We start from the raw sequence: 18,362 nt of genomic DNA on the forward strand, positions 1-18,362 counted from the left end.
GTTGTGCTTCTACCGATTCTTCTATGTTTAATCCTGCCTTCACATCTATACTGCCAGAATCCGTTGACATCGCAGTTGATGTTATTGACTGTTTTGTTAATCGCTGTAAATTTGTCTTCGTTATTGTCTCGTTTGCTTTGCTTATTTGGCAAATTATCTCTGTATCTGCAATCTTCTCACGAGACATTACTTCCCATAAGTATCGCAATTGAGAATATTCATCTACCCACCCCCCAGGCTTTTGACTAAAATTCAATGCTCCTACATATTTATCCTGGATTTTTACCCACTTCTTATCAAATACTGGTACTGAAGTTTCATTCTCCAGTAGATGATGTTTTATATGAAAATCGCTCGTTTGATTTTCACTTAATTCATTAGACGTTATTTTCAAAGGATTGGGAACAGGCGTTGGCAGAGAATTATTAAATATTTCCCATACTGTCCCCCATATTTCTTCACCGCTTAACGGCGTTACTGACAACCCCATTTTATTTGAGATTATTTGCTCCCAACTTTGGAATCCATCTCCAAATGAATTCCTTAATATATTTTCAATTCGATTTTTATTTAAGTCATGAATCTCTCCTGTAAATGAGTACCAAATTTTTTGTAGTTTCTTGAGTCCTATTTCCGCAAAGTCTTCTAATTTTTCATCCGACTCTACTGTATATGTACACCATAGCCTCAGAAATTTGTTTTTTCTCACTCCCATCTGTGTGAGTTTTCTAATACGCATTCTTTCCGAACGTAACAGTAATTTTATTGGCTCCAGGGGACATTGTACCTCTATTAAAGATATTTCCCTTTGTCTTGTTTCATCAGATGTAAATGAGCCAAAATGTATTGTCAGTCTTTCTCCTGATGGTATTTCTTTTAATCCCCCTTCTATTCCTTCAAATATTGGCACTATTTGTTCTGCTGCTAAGGAAGGGTGGATTCCCAAGCAATCAAAGGCGAATTTTATTTGTATATTTCCTTTTTTTTGGATGATTAATGCTCCTATTCCTTTTCTCCCTCCTAGCTCCATTTCACATATCCCTGCTAGGTTTACCACATCTTCAAATGGGGTCAACGTTAATGTTTTCTTCCCTAACTTATCTGATTGTTTAATCATTACCTTTATTGGAAAAATTGCTATTATTAAAATTTTGAATCTCTCAAAATATTTAATTTACCTTTTTATTTTCTTAGTTCTCTTAACTTTGTTTTGATGATTTATTTGGTTTGGTTGAGCCGAATAATTAATTAATGAGATGAATTGCATATATCCTCTACTGATGCGTGGCGTACCTACAAATTTTCCTAAAAAGCTTTTATTGCTCGATACAAACCACCATGTTGCACATCCCCATAATGATGCAAACAACGTCGCTAACCACCCCCAATTCAACATATAGTAAAATCCAAATACGCACCCGATTGTTATTACTAACCACGGAAATATTTGCTCTGCTGGTAACGGCCCTATTTTTGGTTGCGTTCCTAAGCTCTGATTCACTACACGGAATTTTTTTTCTGGCTGCATTCTCTTTCCCAAGCGCGCAATTCGCAATTGATTGGCTTACATAGCAAGCCAATTATGAATTCGCAGTTAGCAACAATGATTAATTATTAATTAGTTCACGTAGTGAACAACTTCATTGCGAACTGCGAATTGATTTTAGGTAATTAATGTTGTTAAGAAGTCGGCTCCAAATACACCAACTAGAATAATCAATGGTGTTCTGGCTGCACTCGCCCAGTCTTCATCTCTTCTGACTGCTTGAATCACGTTCACCACAGACACTGCTATATACAACAAAAACAAGATCCGCAGAATATTGAAAATGCTTACCACCGTTGCAGAAGTATCCGGGTTGAGCGCACCTCCGAAGCCTGTATTGGTTATCCAGTCTTGAGCTTGTTGAAAGAACTGTGCGTTGGCTGGGGCTGCCGCAAAGTCTAACATGAACACTAATGACAATAACGCGAATAGTATGCCGTAAATATTTATCCTATATTTGCGCCCTTTCTTGTCCCATTTGCTCATTAATTCATTTATTTGCTTTTGGAACATTACTGCCATTGATGCTGATAAGATTAGCCCTCCTAACATCACTCCATGCAAGCTCATCTCTGATATCATCAATACACCATCCACCCACATTAATGCGATTGTTCCCCTCTCCCCTACTTGATTCTTGGGCTTAATTACTGGTGCTGACCCATATTCTGACTGCTCTTTTTCTCTATCTAGATAGTATGTTTGCATACCCTTGCTCGAATCATGACAAGTATTCCCTTAGTATTCATTCCCCACAAGCGGATTTCAACTGACAAACCGCTAAACTTTCTCTGCATATTTGCACTCTCATCCCTACTTTTTGTTAGGTTTGATAAGAGGCAGGGGGGCAGGGGGCAGGGAGAACTAAAGGTACAAACCTCACCCGCAAGTGGTGTGAAAGCTCCTTTGCTCCTATAAGCGTTGGTTGAAACCTCACCCGCAAGGATTTTTCCCCCTGCTCCCTACTCCCTGCACAAGCTGCTTTTTCATGAGTGACTTTAGCAGAATATACTATCAGCGAATTAGCACAACCCTATGCGATATCTTTGGCAGCGAGAGCAAAGCACGTCAGTGTGTTGGAGAAAGCCGGACTCATTACCAAGCGTCGAAGTGGTAAGGAGAAAGTTATTCAGATTCAGCCGACAACTCTCGAAGTAGCCGCAGCGTATCTAGGCGAGTATGAAAAAATCTGGAGTGCTCGCTTTGATGCTTTGGAAAAGCTACTAGAAGATAAAAGGCAAATTTTAAAAGTCTGCTATCTGAGGCATTCCTTGCAGCCTAACTTACAGGATAATATAGTCCCGTATTATCAATAAATTCCCAACCGATACCCGATCTATCCTTGCCCTTGCACCATGACACAAAAAGCGGTGGTGGTAGATTCACTCGCTGCTCACGTAAAGTTTCCACATTCACGCCCAGCCTTGAAGCTAAACCTTCTTCGGTTAATGGTTGGAGTCTTTGCGTATACCCTTGAGAGTATGACTTGTTATATGATCTGTTCGAGCGCTTTGGTTGCTTGTTGAGATAATTTTGAATTTTCACAATCGCCTCTGACAACTGTGTCATTCTCGCTGTTATCGACTCAATTTTTTGTTCTAAATCGGTGGTGGGATATTCGGTTGAGGGTGTTTCTTTGTTATTGAATTGTTCTGTGCCTAATTCTAACTGCTCAAGCCGAGAGCAAATAGCTAATATCGTTTCTGAATCTGTGCTGCCGCTGCTGTGACTGGTAGCCAAGTACTTGTCTACTTGTGGCACAAGATACTTAGATAAGTACTCCTCAATGCTTGCTTTGATCCTAAAGTCCAGATTTTTATTTGAATCATGACCAGCGATTGCATCAAGGTCATCTTGCGAGTCGTCTAGGTATAGTTCGATAAAACTGGTGAGCGTGGCTGTTGCTGTTGTGCCTTTGTCCTTGCAACGAGCGATAAACTGTGACCACATCTTTTGGTCACAGTTGAAAGATGCTAATTTCTTTTTTCTGCCTGTATTGCTCATGTCTAGGTACTGTCTAGGTAAAAAACGGACTATCCGCCAAAACTGAGCATGACTTTTACCTTGATAATTACCTTGACCATATCACGAGCAGTTAATGAAATTTCCCTCAATATCTCCCATCACCCAAATATTATGACTATTATAAAAATCCCCACGCTGCTCCAATTGAAAACCACCTAGCAACAATCCCAGCCATACCTCTACCATTGGCATCTTTAAACCATTTTGTAGTTTAATCAATGAAATTTCACCTTTAATATTTACTAGATACTGAGCGATCGCAGTTTGCCATTTTTGTACATCTTCATCACCCGCTAACCGATGAACATCTTCTACAGTCTGAATCTCCAGCATTGCCAAGACGTTCTCTTTCTCGACAGGGGCTGCTATTGAATCGCTGTTTTGGGCAGAATGAGAAAACTGGTGTGGCCCGTGTGGTCTAAACGTTTGCAAAGCTGGTTGTTCAATTAAATCGTCCAGGTCTAGCTGCATCGTTGTCCGTACTAACCCAGCAAAGATATCCGTGCTGACAACTGGCCCCTCAGTATCAGTTTGAGCGCGCACGTCCTGCAATAATAACTCGGCACGAGATTTGATAATATTTGCAATTTGATAAAACGCTGCTGCTGCTGTTGATAATTGTGCTTCAACTGGCAAATTTTCTAACTCTGCATCTAAACACTTCCATACTGGAGCTAGCGTCGATGTCGGTGGCGCTTGTGATATTTCATCCAAAATATCCCAAATGGTTAATTGGCGATAGCTGGTCATGATTACAAGTCAGGGTGCAGGGGGCAAGGTCGCACTGGGCAATGGGTTGGACTCACCTCAAACATATCCTTATATTGGTATAACGAGATAGCATATTGTTTAGCAAATGCCTGCAATACCATGTCTGTATAGGCACGTATTTTGCCCGCCGTTAGCCCAAAACAGTGAATTGGTTGCAGGCGACAAATCGGTTTTTGTCCCAGCCACAGTTCTGCACCGAGTGCGTGTAATGGTTTATCTCCTGGTTCTTTGTATAAATACAGTACTGCAAAATACGTTGCTGGTGGTTCAACTGTAATCGCATCAATTTGTGCCGAATCATCTAGTGTGCGACGGCGGTAGAAGGAACGCCGATTATGACACACTTCGGGATTCCAACACCCGTCACCTTCGCTTCCATGCAACACCTTAGCTTTGGCGGTTGGCAGTTTGGAACATAACTGACATTTGGGATCTAACGGCTTTGGCATACTCTACTGGGCTTCTTCTTCGCCAATTGCACGGTAGTAAGCAGCGATCGCCGCTTCTTGCTCACTGCGGAGTGTATACCGCCGAAATGCCTTCTCGCTAGTATGTCCTGTCAGCTTGCGAGCATGAGTCGGGTCAACGCCGAGTAACAATAAATCAGTCGCATAAGTATGACGAAATTGATGGGGATGCAAATCTTCAATTTGAGCTAATTCCCCAATTTTCTCAATTGCAAAGTAAATGCCGTGGTAACTCAAGCGTTCACCTTTATATGAAGCATGGTGGGAAATCATCAACGGGGAGCCGCTGTTTAATTCTTCACCCCCACAAACGCGCGATCGCAAATAATCTGCCAAAACGTCCCGACTTTGTTGACGTAACGGTACTAAACGCGGTTGATCATTTTTGGTATCGCCTAAAAACAACAGCTTGCCATCAAATGCTCCGACATTTAAATTCACTACTTCTCCTGCCCTCAACCCGTGACTAAGAATGTGAACAAGTGCAGTATCGCGTTGTTTTGTTTCTCCTAGTAACTCCAAAGCCGACCAAACCTGTTCCATCTGTTCCGGGGTTAGGCTTTGTGCCGCTGGCAGAGGGATTTTTTCTAGCTTCACCCCTAGTGTGGGGTTAGTAGCCAGCAGTTCCGGGTAAGCCAGAGTAAACCATTTGAAGAAACTTTTGATTGCAGCAAGCCCTGCATTAACACTGCTTTTTGATAAGGGTTTTCCACCATCCGTACAGCAGGCTTCCATCAGATACTCTTTGTACTGCCCGAAATGGCGCAGACGCAGTTCATGATAATGCAATTGCGTCCATCCCAAAAAACGCTTCAGTTCGCGTTCATATAGCTTGCGGCTGTTGGGCGCAAGATTATTGCTGCGTAAAAATTCCAATACTTTCACCCACCGGATATCGGTTGGTGGTCTTGTACTAGCTTTGCGCTGTCTATCATGCCCGACAGGTAAACTTTCATCATTTAAGGGAATCAGCTTAATTGGAGGTAAGTTGTTTAATTCAGGACTATTCACAACTGGGAACCATTTTAAAAGTCGGAGGTCTTCACAAGTCGCAGGTCGCAGGTCGCAGGTCGCAAGTAATACCAAATTGATTCTAAACAAGACTAACTTTGGTAACTTGGTATAATTGCGCTCCAAGTAAAGCTGTGAACTTGAATTTAGTTCAGTTTTAATCACTGCTTCTCAATTGCAGCTGACAACTTCGTTTTCCCATTCAATTTCTCTTTAACTGTGCGGGTAGAAGCAATGAGTATTTTCACTATTTCATTGGCTTCTTTTAGCAATTGATCGAACTTAGGTTTTTCAACAACCTCAGATTCAATTAAAATTTCCAGCCAATACTCAGTTTCGCGCGCTTCCTTCAAAGCAATTTCCATCTTGTGCAAAAAATCTCTATCAGACTGAGCCGAGCGTGACTCGCGTACATTTGCACCAATACTCGTACCAGAACGCAATAGTTGCTTTGATAGCGTGCGGCAAACACCTGGCTTTTCATCAAGAAAGCTACAAGCCTTAATGATTCTGATTGCAAACACCTTACTTCTATCAACAATCCCAACATTTTTATCCACAACAGCACCTATTCCACTTCCATACTCTTACTTGCGACCTGCGACCTGCGACCTGCGACCTCAAACCATCATACACGATCGCCCCCAACACAAAATAAGATTCCCTTATCTTATCTACGACATAAACTCCGATATCAATATACTTAGAAATACTATTAATTGTTTTGTATAATATTATACACTAATTTCAGTATCCACTAGAAGCGATCGCAATCCTCCTTCGCTCAAAGCCAACGTTAAATCTAGACAGATAAAGCGATTTGAGAGCCAATGCTGTCGCTGTTGCGCGGTCGGGGCTAACAGATGGGAAAAGCTTTGAGTTACAGATGAGCAAGCTGGCGATCGCTACCGCTCCACAAAATAAAAGCGAGTTTGTCTTTGCACAGCTTTACGTAACATCAACTCAACAGCACGTAAGCCCCACAAAACCCACCATATACCTTTGGGGCTTTTATCAACTGTGGGATATTTCAGTACGAATGGGCAGAATCAACTAAAAGAAAGTAAATATTGGTATTTCTTCTGTTAGAAAACGTTACTGCTTGGGAACTTTAAAAGTGAAACCATTATTGAATAGCCCCCCAAGACATGATGCGTACAGTTATAAACTTTGAATTGCTAGGAAGTCTGTAGATTAAATGATGGACATCATCTACTCAGAGAAATTTCTTCAACATGAAACAGGGTATATGCACCCTGAACAGCCAGAACGACTGACTGCAATTGTGGATAGCTTAAGAAGCTCAACAGTAGCAGACCAAATCCAATGGTTAAATCCTGACACTTCTAGAAATGTCATCAAAGAGATTGAACGAGTTCATTCCACCAAATACATTGAAGAAGTTCGCGCCTATTCTGCAAGAGGCTGGGGTTGTTTTGAATCCACGCAGATTTCTCCCGAAAGCTTTGAGGTTGCCTGCCTTGCTGTGAATGCTTGGCTAGATGGGATTGATAATGTTTGGCACAAGGGTACACCGAGCTTTGTTTTGGCTTGACCACCAGGACACCATGCACTACTAGATGAAGGGATGGGATGGGAGCATTTTCTGTAATGCTGCGATCGCTGCCCTTTATGCTCTAGCGACAGGACAAATTAAGCGAGTTGGAATTCTTGATTGGGATGTACATCACGGTAACGGAACGCAGGCAGCAGTGGAAAATGTTCCCAACATTGCTTTTTGTTCAATTCATCAATCACCAGGCTATCCACACACAGGAAAATCTGATGAGCATGGCAAGTTTAACAATGTCTTGAATCTTCCAATTGCTCCAGGTAGCTTAATACAAGATTACTGTCAGTTATTTGAGCAGAAGGTATTACCCTTTTTCAAAGATTTTCAACCAGATATTTTGATTGTTAGTGCAGGATACGATGCTAACCAAGCGGATTTACTTTCTAAAATCAATTTACAGCCCCAAGATTACGCCATGCTGACTGATTATTGCCTCAAGATTTCACCGCGTATCCTTTTCGGTTTGGAGGGTGGTTATGAATTAGATAGCCTTTCTTTATCTGTGCTTGAAACAGTCAAACAGTGTTTAAAATTCTTTGTTAAAGACGCATAAAAAATGGCTTAACAACTGGCTAAAATTTCTACATGACTTAATGCGGCCGATACAGTGACAGGCAGTTTATATCCACCTCCATGACTAGATAGAACAGGGATTGATGATTTTTTAGCTAACTCTAATACCTTCAAAGTCAACAATTGAAATTCTTGATTATTCCAATCTGTTATTCCTTGTCCACAATCTTCTTGATGTGAATCATAACCAGAAAATATCAAAATTAAATCTGGTGTCCAAGGTATTTGGGCTAGAGCTTCCTGAAAAGCATTTAAGCTTTCATGACTTGTATAAAATTCGCCATCTATCCCCAACTTAGATAATACTTCTACTGGAAAGTTTTTAGGAAGTAGAGGAATATTACGGTGACCAACTGCAAGTCCAAGCGTAGTTGTACCCGCTTTTAAGTCAGAAGCTTTAGCCATATAAAGGTCAGCAGCACTATGTATACTGATACAGCAGATATTTTGCTCATTAACAAAGATTGATTGTGTTCCATCACCGTGATGAATATCCCAATCGACAATTAAGATTTTTTGAAAGCCTTGAGTTTGGGCGTATCTGGCTGCGGCTGCTAGAGGATTGAGTAAACAGTAACCATGTCCCCAATCTGTATGTGCATGATGCCCTGGTAGAGTAAAACAGTAAGCACGCTCTAATACTCCCTTTTTCATGTGATCTATTGCTTCTAGTAAACCTCCCAAGCCGTACAAGTAACTAGGGAGGCAAAATTCTAAACCTTCACATTCACCACCGTTTGTCGGTAATGAATTATTAATCTCATCATGTTTATTTAAAGCTTTGAAAACAAGATTTTTCAAATAAATATTTTTATGAACTCGGAGATAATCAGTCAGATGAGCTTTTCGTATTGGTAAAATCGGGTAATTAGTTAAGATTTTTGCTAGTTCCAGCCTGACTTGACTGTAGTGAGGAAATGAATAACCTGTCCAGGAAATTGTCTGACTTGGTTTAGATGTGTAACAAGTATGTGGATATAAGTAAACAGCAAATTTTGCCATAACAATTTTTATAGGCTTATAGCGACAGTTATACTTCATTTGTTACGCTAGCGAGGGTTTTTGATTAAAATTGATTTTGAGAATATTAGGGACATTATAAGTAATGAAATCTGAGCGAGAAATTTTAATTGATTTTATGCAAATACTTGGGCAGTACAACCCATCATCCAAACAATACGAATGCTTTTTTAAATTGAAAAATGGGCAGGAATGTGATGGAGATATTGAAGCAATTCACGAAAAATATTTACAGTTTTATCCCTGGTATTATTCACAAGAGTGGCAACATTGTGGATATGAAAAACAGTTTTTACGGGATGAAGATGATGAAGATGAAGACATTGACTTTATTCTGATTCCTCTAAATGATATTGATTTAACCAATCTTTACTACTGGAATGAACAATCCTGTTGTTTTATAAGTTTAGAATGGAATGTGACTCAGAACTGCTTCATACATAATGAAACCGTACCTGGATCAGTTCCCTTACCAACCTATTTGCAAGAAGATATACCAGAAGATGATAAACGCCTCAAAGAGGTTGGTTATTGGCAGTCAGACTCAAATCGACCATACTATCCTCATCCTAAACATTTACTGAAACAAAGATGGCGAAAGAGCGAACGCAATCAAATTATTGATTACTTAAAAGCAGGACATATCTGTGGAGCTCGGCACGACAGCAGATCTTCATTTTGTAATTTCGATTGTTTTAGTAGAGATCGCTTTGAAAAACTTAATCAAATAGAAGAGCGTAAATTAACATATGAGATGTTGAAGATGGGAACCTGTGATCTACTAAGTGACGGAGAATGGATTTGGCCTATAAGGCTGGCCCACTACATTGAAAAACATGATATTTACCTACCTGATGAATTCATCTTGACTATGCAAAAAAATTCATGGTCAGTTCCTCAAAATATAGATTTTCAGCATTACTGGCAACTTGGTGCTAATGAATCCTTTTGGATTAATTGGGCGATCAAGTACACTCAAACAAACCAAACGTAGTTTAAGTGGTGGGCATCCGTGGATTATTGCCCAGATAGAGCCAATATAAATTGGGGAGTTGTCTAATTTCTCTTGGCAGACTGCTCAGTTGATTAAAGTCGAGGTTCAGTCGGGAGCAAATTGCTAAGTTGTCCAATTTCTCTCGGTATACTGGTTAAGCTATTGCCAACAACCTGAAGTTTTTTAAGATGATTACACAATCCAATTAGAGAAGTAAATCGCTTAGGTTTTTTGCAATAATAGCAAGGGCATTGCCACAACCGCGCAAGGAAGTTGAGAACCTATTGCATATAAAAAACCTGGATAGATGCCAACTCTATCGAGATTGCAATTTATCCAGGGTTGTAAAGCATCTATTTATGGCACGTAAAAACGTCAACTAAGTATTCCCAAAAATTTCGAGATTTGAACATTAATAGATTTGATTTTCAGGGGAGTGTGCCGAGATCAACCACAGAGTATATGCTCTACTCTCTACCATCTAAACAGAAATTACACGATTGTCGGCTCAACGCCACATCAATATGTATAGCCAGTAATTACACCTTTTGGCTCATAGGTGTAATTTGATCGGTAAATCTCTATATTGTTCTTTAGCTCCACCAGCGTGACACATCTTGGATGGCAGAAGCTGTATCTTTTACTGCTTGCTCACCACCTAAAGCAAATATAACTGGAGTTAATGTTCCCATCTGACTGAGTAAATCTCGGCGAGTGCGAAGAGATAAGATATAAAGGTTATCTCTCCAGAGAGAAAAAAGCTGATTTTTTGGTAGCTGTGAAAGTTTGACAGCCAAACTACTTAGGACTTCGGCGCGACTTGACTCATCCTGAATCTCCTTAGTAGCAGCCAGTGTCTCTCGTAACAATTCAGGTGGCAGTTTATCAGCCAAAGCAATTAAAGCTTGGACGCGTTCATTTTCTCCCTGAATAGCTAGAACTGCTTTAAAGGCTTCTGGTAACAAAGTTTCTGGTAAGTAAGGAGCCAAATTACTTAAAGCTTGGACGCGCTCATTTTCTTCCTGAATAGCTAGAACTGCTTTAAAGGTTTCTGGTAAAATATTTGGCAGTTTTTGAGCCAAGGCAATCAGCAATTGGACACGCTCATTATAATCTTTAATTTCCTCCGCTATCTGTAAAGTTTGTAGTAACAAACTTTCTGGTAGATGGGGAATTAAAGCAGTTAAAGCTTGCACTTGTAAGCTGTTGTTTTGAATTATTTGTGTTCCCTGAAAGCGAAAGCTACCTTTAATTGCTTGCGTTGCTTGTAAAGCTTTTGGCAACAATTCATCTGGGAGATAAGAGAACAAGGCAATCAAAGCTTGAGTATAGTATTCTTTATCCTCAAATCTTAAAGCTATATTTAGTGCTTCTGACAACAAGTTTTTTGGTAGTTTAGGAACTAAGTTTCTTAAACTTTGAACACGGTTCTGTTCATCTGAAATTAACTGTAGAGTTTTAAGAGCTTCAAGAAAAGCTTCTGGTAGTAATGATGATATACTTATAAAGTATTGAACGCGTAATCTCGCCGATGTAATTCTCTTTGCTATTTCTAGCATTTTTGATAAATTTTCTTGGCGTTGTTGAATCATAAGATAATTTTGTTCAATATGGAACAAAGTTTCAATGTTTCCAGCCTCTAATTCATCCCGCAAATATGCAACGCCATTTTCAGTAAAATATAGAGTTAAAGTAGCTAAAATTTTAGCATACTCCCTCTTATTTTCGATTTCCTCTGCTGCCTTAAGAGCTTTCGGTAAAATATTCGGTAGATGAGGACTTAGAATATTTAAGATTTGAATACGATAGTGATCATCAGGGAGTGACGGTAAAAGATTAATAATTTTTGGTAAAATATCTGGAATATAACTAACCAAAGCACTTAAAATTTGAGTACAATAATATTTATCCTTAAATTCATCCGCTGCTTTGATAACTTCTGGTAAAAAGTTTTGTGGTAGGTGCGAAATAATATCTATTAGGACTTGAGCGCGATAATTTTCATTTTTAATAGTCTTTATTGTTTTAAACGTTTCTGTTTTATATTCTGCTAAATATGGTAATAGACTAGATAGTATTTTGGCAACTTCCAAGTCATCTCTAATTACCTGTAATAATTGCAGGGTTTTCGGCAAAATATTTGACGGAGAATAACGAACTAAAGTGCTAAAAGCTTGGGCAACTTCCAAGTCATCTCTAATTACTTGCACTAATTGGAGAACTTCTGGCAAAATCGTTGGTAAATAAGGAGCCAGAGTACACAGTGCTTGGATTTTATGATGAGATGTGAGTGACCTTGCTAATCTTAAAGCTTCTAGCAATAAATCCTTTGGTATACGAGGAATCAGAACAATCAAAAGTTGCTTACAATGCTTCTCATCTGAGAAGGCTCGTGCGCTATTTAGAGCTTCTGAGAACAAAGTTTCTGGCAAATGAGGAGCTAATTTAATTAAAGCTTGCACACGAAGTGCATGATCTTTAATAGCTCGCACTTTCCAAAATATTTCTTTTTGTAAATCTTTTGATAAATCAGGATAAAAGGCACTTACAGCTTGAACATAAAGCTTGTTATTGTCAGTTTCTCTGACTACTTTAAGAGCTTCTAAAAACAAATCCTGTGGTAAATGAGGAACTAGTACGCATAATACTTGTACATAATCCTCTTTATTTAAAAGCGTCAGTATCTTTTTTAAAATTTCTGACAGGAAATTTTTTGGCAAATAGGGAACAAGAATACATAGTCCTTGGGCTTGATATTTTGTATTTCTAATTCTCCAGACTTCTATCAAAGCTTCTGATAACGAAGAGTGTGATAGATGGGGTGCCAAAATTTTCAAAGCTTTAATAACATATATTTTATTACTAATTTCTTCCTCATAATTTAATATCTTATTATTTTTTTCATTAACAATATTTCTTATTGCATTAAGGGCTTGTGGTACGATATCGTGGCAATATGAAGCCAAGGTACTTAAATCTACTGCTAGATGTCCCCTTGATTGATTTCTTTCGTAAAAATTCCATGCTATATTGAGAGCCTCTGGCAAAATTTCTGGGAAATATGGAAGCAGGTAACTTAAATATTTAGTGCGATTAATTAATTGTGTTGATCTTGCGGTTTTGAGAGCTTCTGGCAAAATTTCTGGCAGATAAGAAGCTAAAGCAATTAGAGCTTCAAGTTGATGCTCCGCAGTCTCGACATTCTTTGCAATTGTAAGGGCTTCTGATAACAAAGACTCCGATAGATGTGGAATCAAGGCAATTAAAACTTTAACTCGATACTCTTCAGTCTCAATATTCCTTGCAGTTGTGAGGGCTTCTGACAACAAAGACTCCGGTAGATGAGGAGCCAAGGCAATTAGCGATTCAGCAAAATCTAATTCATATTTAATTATTTTTGCTGCATTGAAAGCTAATAAAATTGCCTGTTCTGCAAGTGGTTGTGATAAAAAAGCAACTAATCTTAAAATTGTCGCCGTTTTTTGTTTTGGATCTGGAATATTTTTAGCATAAGCTAGACTTTGTTGCGGACTCCATATCTCTTGTTGGACAAGTTCTACTAATAAATTAGGAGGAATTTTACTAGCAAACCTGTTGAATGAATTAGTGATAAACGCATAGTAAAATTGCCGTCCTATGGTTTTTGGTAATATTGTTTCGGTGCAAGAAGCATCTATAAGTTTCCAAGCACGATCAATATCATTTAAGTAGCCATCTATTTGTCCTAAGTGTTTTCGTACTTTGTACCAGTCATTGCATCCTGTTTCAGATTCTTCTCGTAATAACTGGTGAATATCTTCTACCCTTTGAGCCTTTTCCAAATGCCAAACTAAATGCTGATGGATATAACCATCATTGGGCAAGGTATGCCACAAACCATCTTGGGTTTTTTGTCGGTATTTCTCCACAAAGGTGGCGTGAGCATGAGCAAGAGTTATACCTAGCCCTTGGAAATCACCTCGACGCTTAGGTGTTGGAGGAGAAGTCAATAAATTGCGTGCTAAATCGTGGAATAAGTCGTGTAAACGATAGGTTGGTGTTCCATCTACCAAAGGGACACCAGACAACAACAGTGCTTTAGAGTGCAGGTAGCCCAACTCATCTGCTGCATCCCGCTCATCATCCATATCCCACAGCGTTACAACCATTTGCCCAGTAATAGTTACATCCTCTGGTAATATTCCCAGCCAGATAAATTTTTCTTGCGTTTCCTTTGATAATCGCTGTATGCTCAAATTTAATGAAGCAGTTAAACTGAGTCTTTTTAAGCAAGCTTCATCCGCCGCATCTCTGGCTGCTTTATCATCGACTGTTCTTAAGCGGGCTACCTCTTTCTGCATATCCTGCACAAGAACTGTCCAAAAAATACCACCAGCAACTTGGGCAGCTGCTAGTTCCAATGCCAAAGGCAAGTAACCAAGCTCTTTGGCTAAAACTTCAGCGGACTGAGTTTCTGTGTCAGTGAGGTTACGTCCTAATTTCTTAGTCAGCAGTTCAATGGCTTGGGATGGCTGCATCACATCCAGAGAATATGTGCTGGCTCCGAGAACTTGGGCGATCGCAGCTTCGCGGGTTGTTACCAAAACTTGACAACGCGCTCCACCAATATTAAATGGTTGTGCATCCTCTGGATTCCAAGCATCGTCTACTACTAGCAGCACAGCTTTGTCATACAGCAGTGTACGCAGTTGATTGGAAGCTGCTTCTGTGCTAGTGGCTTTAAAGTTGTAGTCCCCCAATGCCTGTACCCAGCTACTAAGCAGGGATAGAAGATTAGGCTGTTGACCTAAAGTTGCCCAGAGGATACCGTCACAAAAATGAGCTTGCACCTCTGGATCATGTGCTAAAGCTGCTGCTAAGGTTGATTTACCTACACTACCCAAGCCGTGAATAGCTGTCACTACCAAAGTACGGACATCATTTGACTCTTTCAGCAGACGATTTTTAAAATCTTGGCTGTATTCGGGACGATCTACATAATAAGTAGGTAGAGGTGGTGCTTGGAAAGGTTTGCCGGCAGGTGTAGGGTGAGTGTTAATGTTGATTGTTCCTACTGACCCAATCTGCCCAATTTGAACAGCATCATTACCAGCTCTCTGATCCACCATTATCTTCTTCATTCACTAAAAATTGATTGTTCCTACTGACCCAATCTCCCCAATTTGTTTAGCATTATCTCCTGCTTGTTGGTGGATGCTTTTGGTTGGTGAAATTTTGGGTGTATTTGAAGTCTCTGTTGATGAATCTTCTATTGGAGAGGCATTGGATGGCTTTGAGGATTTCTCGAATACAGACTTCCATGCAGTATTGATTTTGAGGGCAGGGATAAGATGTTCTGCAATACCTTCAGATTGAATTGCATTACAACCAAACTTGTAAGCATCTTCTACAGAGCATCCACCACCCAAAGCATCATAAAAGCCAATGGAAAATTTGATCGCGGCTTTATCCCCAATAGCTTTGTTCATGCCAATCACATAGCCAACGTGCTGAACAATCGCCCCCGCTTGGACTTCTGAATAACAGGCATTAAGTACAACACACTCAATTATTCCTGCAAATAACTCGAACAGATTCGCCAAAGCCTCTGTACTGACTAGTTGAGTATTGCCTTGTTGGTCTTCAAATACTAATCCATCTGACCCAGCGCCATGACCGCAAAAGTGAACAATTTGGGGTTTAGTATCTAACAAAGCTCGACGCAGATCATCAGTTCGCACTGCTCCTTGCTTTTGTAGTTGGAACTGGTCACGATGCTGAGAACGTCGTAGACCTTCATCAATTTCACGCACTTCTACATCCAAACGTAGTTTTGCTTGGTCTACAGGGCTGGCTGCCAAAATCAAGATTTTTTGTGGCTGAGTAGCTTGTCTGTTAACCATCTTCCACCCTTGATAGATGTGTTAAAACTTACCAGATTGGCAAGGGATAGATGGTACTTCAAAACTAAATTTAATGATTACGGAAGAATTCACCAGTCCACGCCACAGTGAAGGAGGCGATATTGAGCAATATATGCGCCCAGATCCTAACGCCGCTTCTTCCAATAACTATACTAAAAACAGGTTAGAGCTTTACGCTGCAAGCCTTTTTTTAGTGCCATTCGGTTATAGATTAAGTTTCAACTCATAAGTCATAAACTGCTACACGTATGGGCTAATTCGTGTAATGCAGACTCAGTTGTTTGAAATCGCGTTTTCAACAGCAAATTTTTACCGTCGTCGTCTCTGATTTGGGTCTGTTCATAACCTTCTTTCAACGCGTTGCAGCTTGGTATTTGTCCCCCCGCAAGCTCCAAAATCTTCTCCAGAGACTTAAGTCAATCCGAGGAAAGAGTTTTCACCTACACCCTTACACCCAGTCGTGGCAAGGGTTTACCTTTTCAAGCGTGGCATTCTCCTGAGAGTCAATGAGGTCAAAAATATCGAACAAGCGTGCTGACTCATTTTTGTCAGGTATAGTGATTAACTCCGTAATCTAGCACTTGGTTATATCTAGATGCTATCTAGGTAATTTAAACTGTTGCCCTCAAAGCTTATAGCTAATTTCTCTAGATGTCATCATGATGCGAAAAGCCTGTGTCGTTTAGCCTACGTATGGCAAGTACAACGCCTTTGTTCTTTGATAGCTCAAACAGCGATCGCTCTATGAGATAACCCTAAAAGTCAGTAGTCTATGGGAGCAACGCGATTTTCTGAAGTCGGGCAAAAACGAGTCATGATGCTCCTCCTACAGTCGGCGATCGCCACCCAAATACCTGGGGTTATTGATAATTTGGCGGAGGTATTGAGAATAAAACCCAATTTCAAAAAATCGCGTTGCTCCCGCTTTTAGTTGGTAGGATGATTAACTATCGGAAGTAATCATCAAAAGTGAAAATCGACCGACACGGCAAGGCCAAAATCCTTACACCAGACGAGATTGAACGTCTGTTTAGTGAAGGATTGCTCAGTATTCGGGATCAAACTTTGTGCGCGGTGATGTTATACACAGCCTGTCGTGTCAGTGAATGCGTCACCCTGAAAATTAAAGATGTGTACGACAGCAAAGGACGGATTAGACCAGAACTGATCATCCGCAAAGGCAACACAAAAAGGAAGCTGGCAACTCGTACTATTCCTGTACTCGATGACCTCAGACATTACTTAAAACTGTATCAGCCCAAGCACTCACAGGAGCAATACCTTTTTCCCGGTCGGTGGGGGCATGGTCACTTGCACTCAGAATATGCCAGTTTAATTTTCAGAGAAGGGTGCAAACGAGTAGACATTGAAGGAGCCAGTACTCATAGCTGCCGCCGCACGGCACTCACCCTGATGAGCAATGCCGGAATTCCGTTGCGTATCATCCAAGAAATCAGCGGACACCGCAGCCTGGAGCAATTGCAAAATTACCTGGAGGTTGAACCATCACAAGTCAGGGGTGCGATCGCGGCATTGTCGATGCTAACACCGCCTAAAGATAAGGGTAGCAAAATTGATAGCGTTGATTGGGATAATCCGAAGCTATCAGCGGAGTAATAGATCAGGAAATGCTTATTAGCTGATCTAGACAGAAACACTGCGCCGGATAGACTATAGCGATTTTTGAAAAATGGCGATTACCTGACTATTGGCAAGATTGATTCATCAAGCAACTGATAAAAATGAGGCACGGATTGTTCCAGCTTACGTAGCTCCGGAGCCGCGATCTCTTCCAACTCCAGCACAACGTCCCAGCGCAAATCAGTTGTCCATCGCTTAAGGATGGCTTTAATCGCGTCTACTCCTTGGGCAATGCCAGAGCGAAGGGTTTCCACGCAATGAAGTAGTGTAGTGCGATCGCACTCATAGGCTTCGGGGCAGGGGGGAGGGGGAGCAGGGGAGAAAGAGTCTTGCCCCGAAGCCCCGAAGCCCCGAAGCCCCCCTGCTTCTAAAGAAGGCGTAGTATCCGCCCCCTCAACTAAGGGATTTCCTATACCATTTATGGGGGGGGTGGATACGGAAGAGGAAATTGGCGCTGTTCCTGATGCTGATTGCGTTTCGGCACGTTTGTTTTGTCGATGAGCGATAACTTGTAATGCAAAGTCCAATTCCGACTTCGACAGCGAGAACAATTTTACTTGTTGACCACGTTTGCCCTGCTTGCGACAGCATAACTTTAGCCCCAACTGTTCAACAAGGGTGGCGAGTAACCAAATCGGTTGACAATCCGGTGGGATTGTAAACCCCAAAATTGCTTTAATGTGAGCAGCGCAGACTCGCGCGTTCTTGGTCATATTTAATAGATGTTCGTCGGCAGATGTAATTTCTTCTCCTGTGACTAATCGTTTGAGAATGTCATGCAGTCCTAAGTTGAAACGGGCTAACCACTTGGCAGAATAATTACCCCAGTCCATACAAA

At 40.6% G+C, this 18,362-nt stretch carries 17 protein-coding genes and 2 pseudogenes; 7 read left to right on the forward strand and 12 right to left on the reverse strand.

What is annotated here, in order from left to right:
• The 3 genes and pseudogenes from AC5JL8_RS35535 to AC5JL8_RS35545 all read right to left on the reverse strand — a co-directional run.
• Positions 1–1,117, reverse strand: a pseudogene (locus AC5JL8_RS35535) (hypothetical protein); the annotation flags it as partial.
• 57 nt (positions 1,118–1,174) lie between these two features.
• On the reverse strand, positions 1,175–1,528 hold the full coding sequence (locus tag AC5JL8_RS35540) for a hypothetical protein (RefSeq protein ID WP_495884394.1): 354 nt from the start codon (positions 1,526–1,528) through the stop codon (positions 1,175–1,177).
• Between the two features lie 135 nt (positions 1,529–1,663).
• Positions 1,664–2,254 carry a hypothetical protein gene (locus tag AC5JL8_RS35545; protein WP_495879106.1) on the reverse strand — a complete coding sequence of 197 codons (591 nt, stop codon included), beginning with the start codon at positions 2,252–2,254 and terminating at the stop codon, positions 1,664–1,666.
• A gap of 284 nt (positions 2,255–2,538) precedes the next feature.
• Here AC5JL8_RS35545 and AC5JL8_RS35550 point away from each other — a divergent pair, with 284 nt between their 5' ends.
• Positions 2,539–2,862 (forward strand): ArsR/SmtB family transcription factor, encoded by a 324-nt coding sequence (locus tag AC5JL8_RS35550; RefSeq protein WP_495884395.1) that lies wholly within the window; start codon positions 2,539–2,541, stop codon positions 2,860–2,862.
• On the opposite strand, the gene AC5JL8_RS35555 is transcribed toward AC5JL8_RS35550, so the two are convergent.
• From AC5JL8_RS35555 to AC5JL8_RS35575, 5 genes are all read right to left on the reverse strand, one after another.
• On the reverse strand, positions 2,825–3,550 hold the full coding sequence (locus AC5JL8_RS35555) for a hypothetical protein (protein ID WP_495884396.1): 726 nt from the start codon (positions 3,548–3,550) through the stop codon (positions 2,825–2,827). The genes AC5JL8_RS35550 and AC5JL8_RS35555 overlap by 38 nt on opposite strands.
• Positions 3,551–3,631: 81 nt before the next feature.
• Positions 3,632–4,321 carry a hypothetical protein gene (locus AC5JL8_RS35560; RefSeq protein WP_495884397.1) on the reverse strand — a complete coding sequence of 230 codons (690 nt, stop codon included), beginning with the start codon at positions 4,319–4,321 and terminating at the stop codon, positions 3,632–3,634.
• A gap of 2 nt (positions 4,322–4,323) precedes the next feature.
• Positions 4,324–4,791, reverse strand: coding sequence for a hypothetical protein (locus AC5JL8_RS35565; protein WP_495884398.1), 468 nt, complete (start codon positions 4,789–4,791; stop codon positions 4,324–4,326).
• A 3-nt stretch (positions 4,792–4,794) separates the two neighbouring features.
• Positions 4,795–5,820: a tyrosine-type recombinase/integrase gene (locus AC5JL8_RS35570; protein WP_495884399.1), complete on the reverse strand. Its 1,026-nt coding sequence runs from the start codon at positions 5,818–5,820 to the stop codon at positions 4,795–4,797.
• A gap of 161 nt (positions 5,821–5,981) precedes the next feature.
• Positions 5,982–6,380 (reverse strand): four helix bundle protein, encoded by a 399-nt coding sequence (locus tag AC5JL8_RS35575; protein WP_495884400.1) that lies wholly within the window; start codon positions 6,378–6,380, stop codon positions 5,982–5,984.
• A 260-nt stretch (positions 6,381–6,640) separates the two neighbouring features.
• On the opposite strand from AC5JL8_RS35575, the gene AC5JL8_RS35580 reads away from it, so the two are divergent.
• The 3 genes from AC5JL8_RS35580 (at position 6,641) to AC5JL8_RS35590 (ending at position 7,946) form a co-directional block, all read left to right on the forward strand.
• The gene (locus AC5JL8_RS35580; RefSeq protein WP_495884401.1) at positions 6,641–6,877 is read left to right on the forward strand and encodes a hypothetical protein; all 237 of its coding nucleotides are present in this window, start codon (positions 6,641–6,643) and stop codon (positions 6,875–6,877) included.
• 141 nt (positions 6,878–7,018) lie between these two features.
• Entirely contained in the window at positions 7,019–7,375 is a 357-nt protein-coding gene (locus AC5JL8_RS35585) for a hypothetical protein (RefSeq protein ID WP_495884402.1), read from the forward strand.
• 25 nt (positions 7,376–7,400) lie between these two features.
• Positions 7,401–7,946 (forward strand): arginase family protein, encoded by a 546-nt coding sequence (locus AC5JL8_RS35590; RefSeq protein ID WP_495884403.1) that lies wholly within the window; start codon positions 7,401–7,403, stop codon positions 7,944–7,946.
• 8 nt (positions 7,947–7,954) lie between these two features.
• Here the strand turns inward: AC5JL8_RS35590 and AC5JL8_RS35595 are convergent, their stop codons facing one another.
• Positions 7,955–8,968: a histone deacetylase family protein gene (locus tag AC5JL8_RS35595; RefSeq protein WP_495884404.1), complete on the reverse strand. Its 1,014-nt coding sequence runs from the start codon at positions 8,966–8,968 to the stop codon at positions 7,955–7,957.
• A gap of 103 nt (positions 8,969–9,071) precedes the next feature.
• Between AC5JL8_RS35595 and AC5JL8_RS35600 the strand changes: the two genes are divergently transcribed.
• Positions 9,072–9,980 (forward strand): hypothetical protein, encoded by a 909-nt coding sequence (locus AC5JL8_RS35600; protein ID WP_495884405.1) that lies wholly within the window; start codon positions 9,072–9,074, stop codon positions 9,978–9,980.
• Positions 9,981–10,573: 593 nt separating this feature from the next.
• Here the strand turns inward: AC5JL8_RS35600 and AC5JL8_RS35605 are convergent.
• Positions 10,574–15,088 carry an NB-ARC domain-containing protein gene (locus AC5JL8_RS35605; protein WP_495884406.1) on the reverse strand — a complete coding sequence of 1,505 codons (4,515 nt, stop codon included), beginning with the start codon at positions 15,086–15,088 and terminating at the stop codon, positions 10,574–10,576.
• Positions 15,089–15,103: 15 nt separating this feature from the next.
• A complete protein-coding gene (locus AC5JL8_RS35610; RefSeq protein WP_495884407.1) occupies positions 15,104–15,862 on the reverse strand; it encodes a CHAT domain-containing protein in 759 nt (252 codons plus the stop codon).
• A 793-nt stretch (positions 15,863–16,655) separates the two neighbouring features.
• Here AC5JL8_RS35610 and AC5JL8_RS35615 point away from each other — a divergent pair.
• A complete protein-coding gene (locus tag AC5JL8_RS35615) occupies positions 16,656–16,814 on the forward strand; it encodes a hypothetical protein (RefSeq protein ID WP_495884408.1) in 159 nt (52 codons plus the stop codon).
• Positions 16,815–16,852: 38 nt separating this feature from the next.
• Positions 16,853–17,500, forward strand: a complete 648-nt coding sequence (locus tag AC5JL8_RS35620; RefSeq protein WP_495884409.1) for a tyrosine-type recombinase/integrase — start codon at positions 16,853–16,855, stop codon at positions 17,498–17,500.
• A gap of 80 nt (positions 17,501–17,580) precedes the next feature.
• Here AC5JL8_RS35620 and AC5JL8_RS35625 read toward each other — a convergent pair.
• Positions 17,581–18,362 (reverse strand): annotated as a pseudogene (locus AC5JL8_RS35625) (bifunctional DNA primase/helicase); the annotation flags it as partial.

Source organism: Mojavia sp. (genome assembly GCF_059505145.1).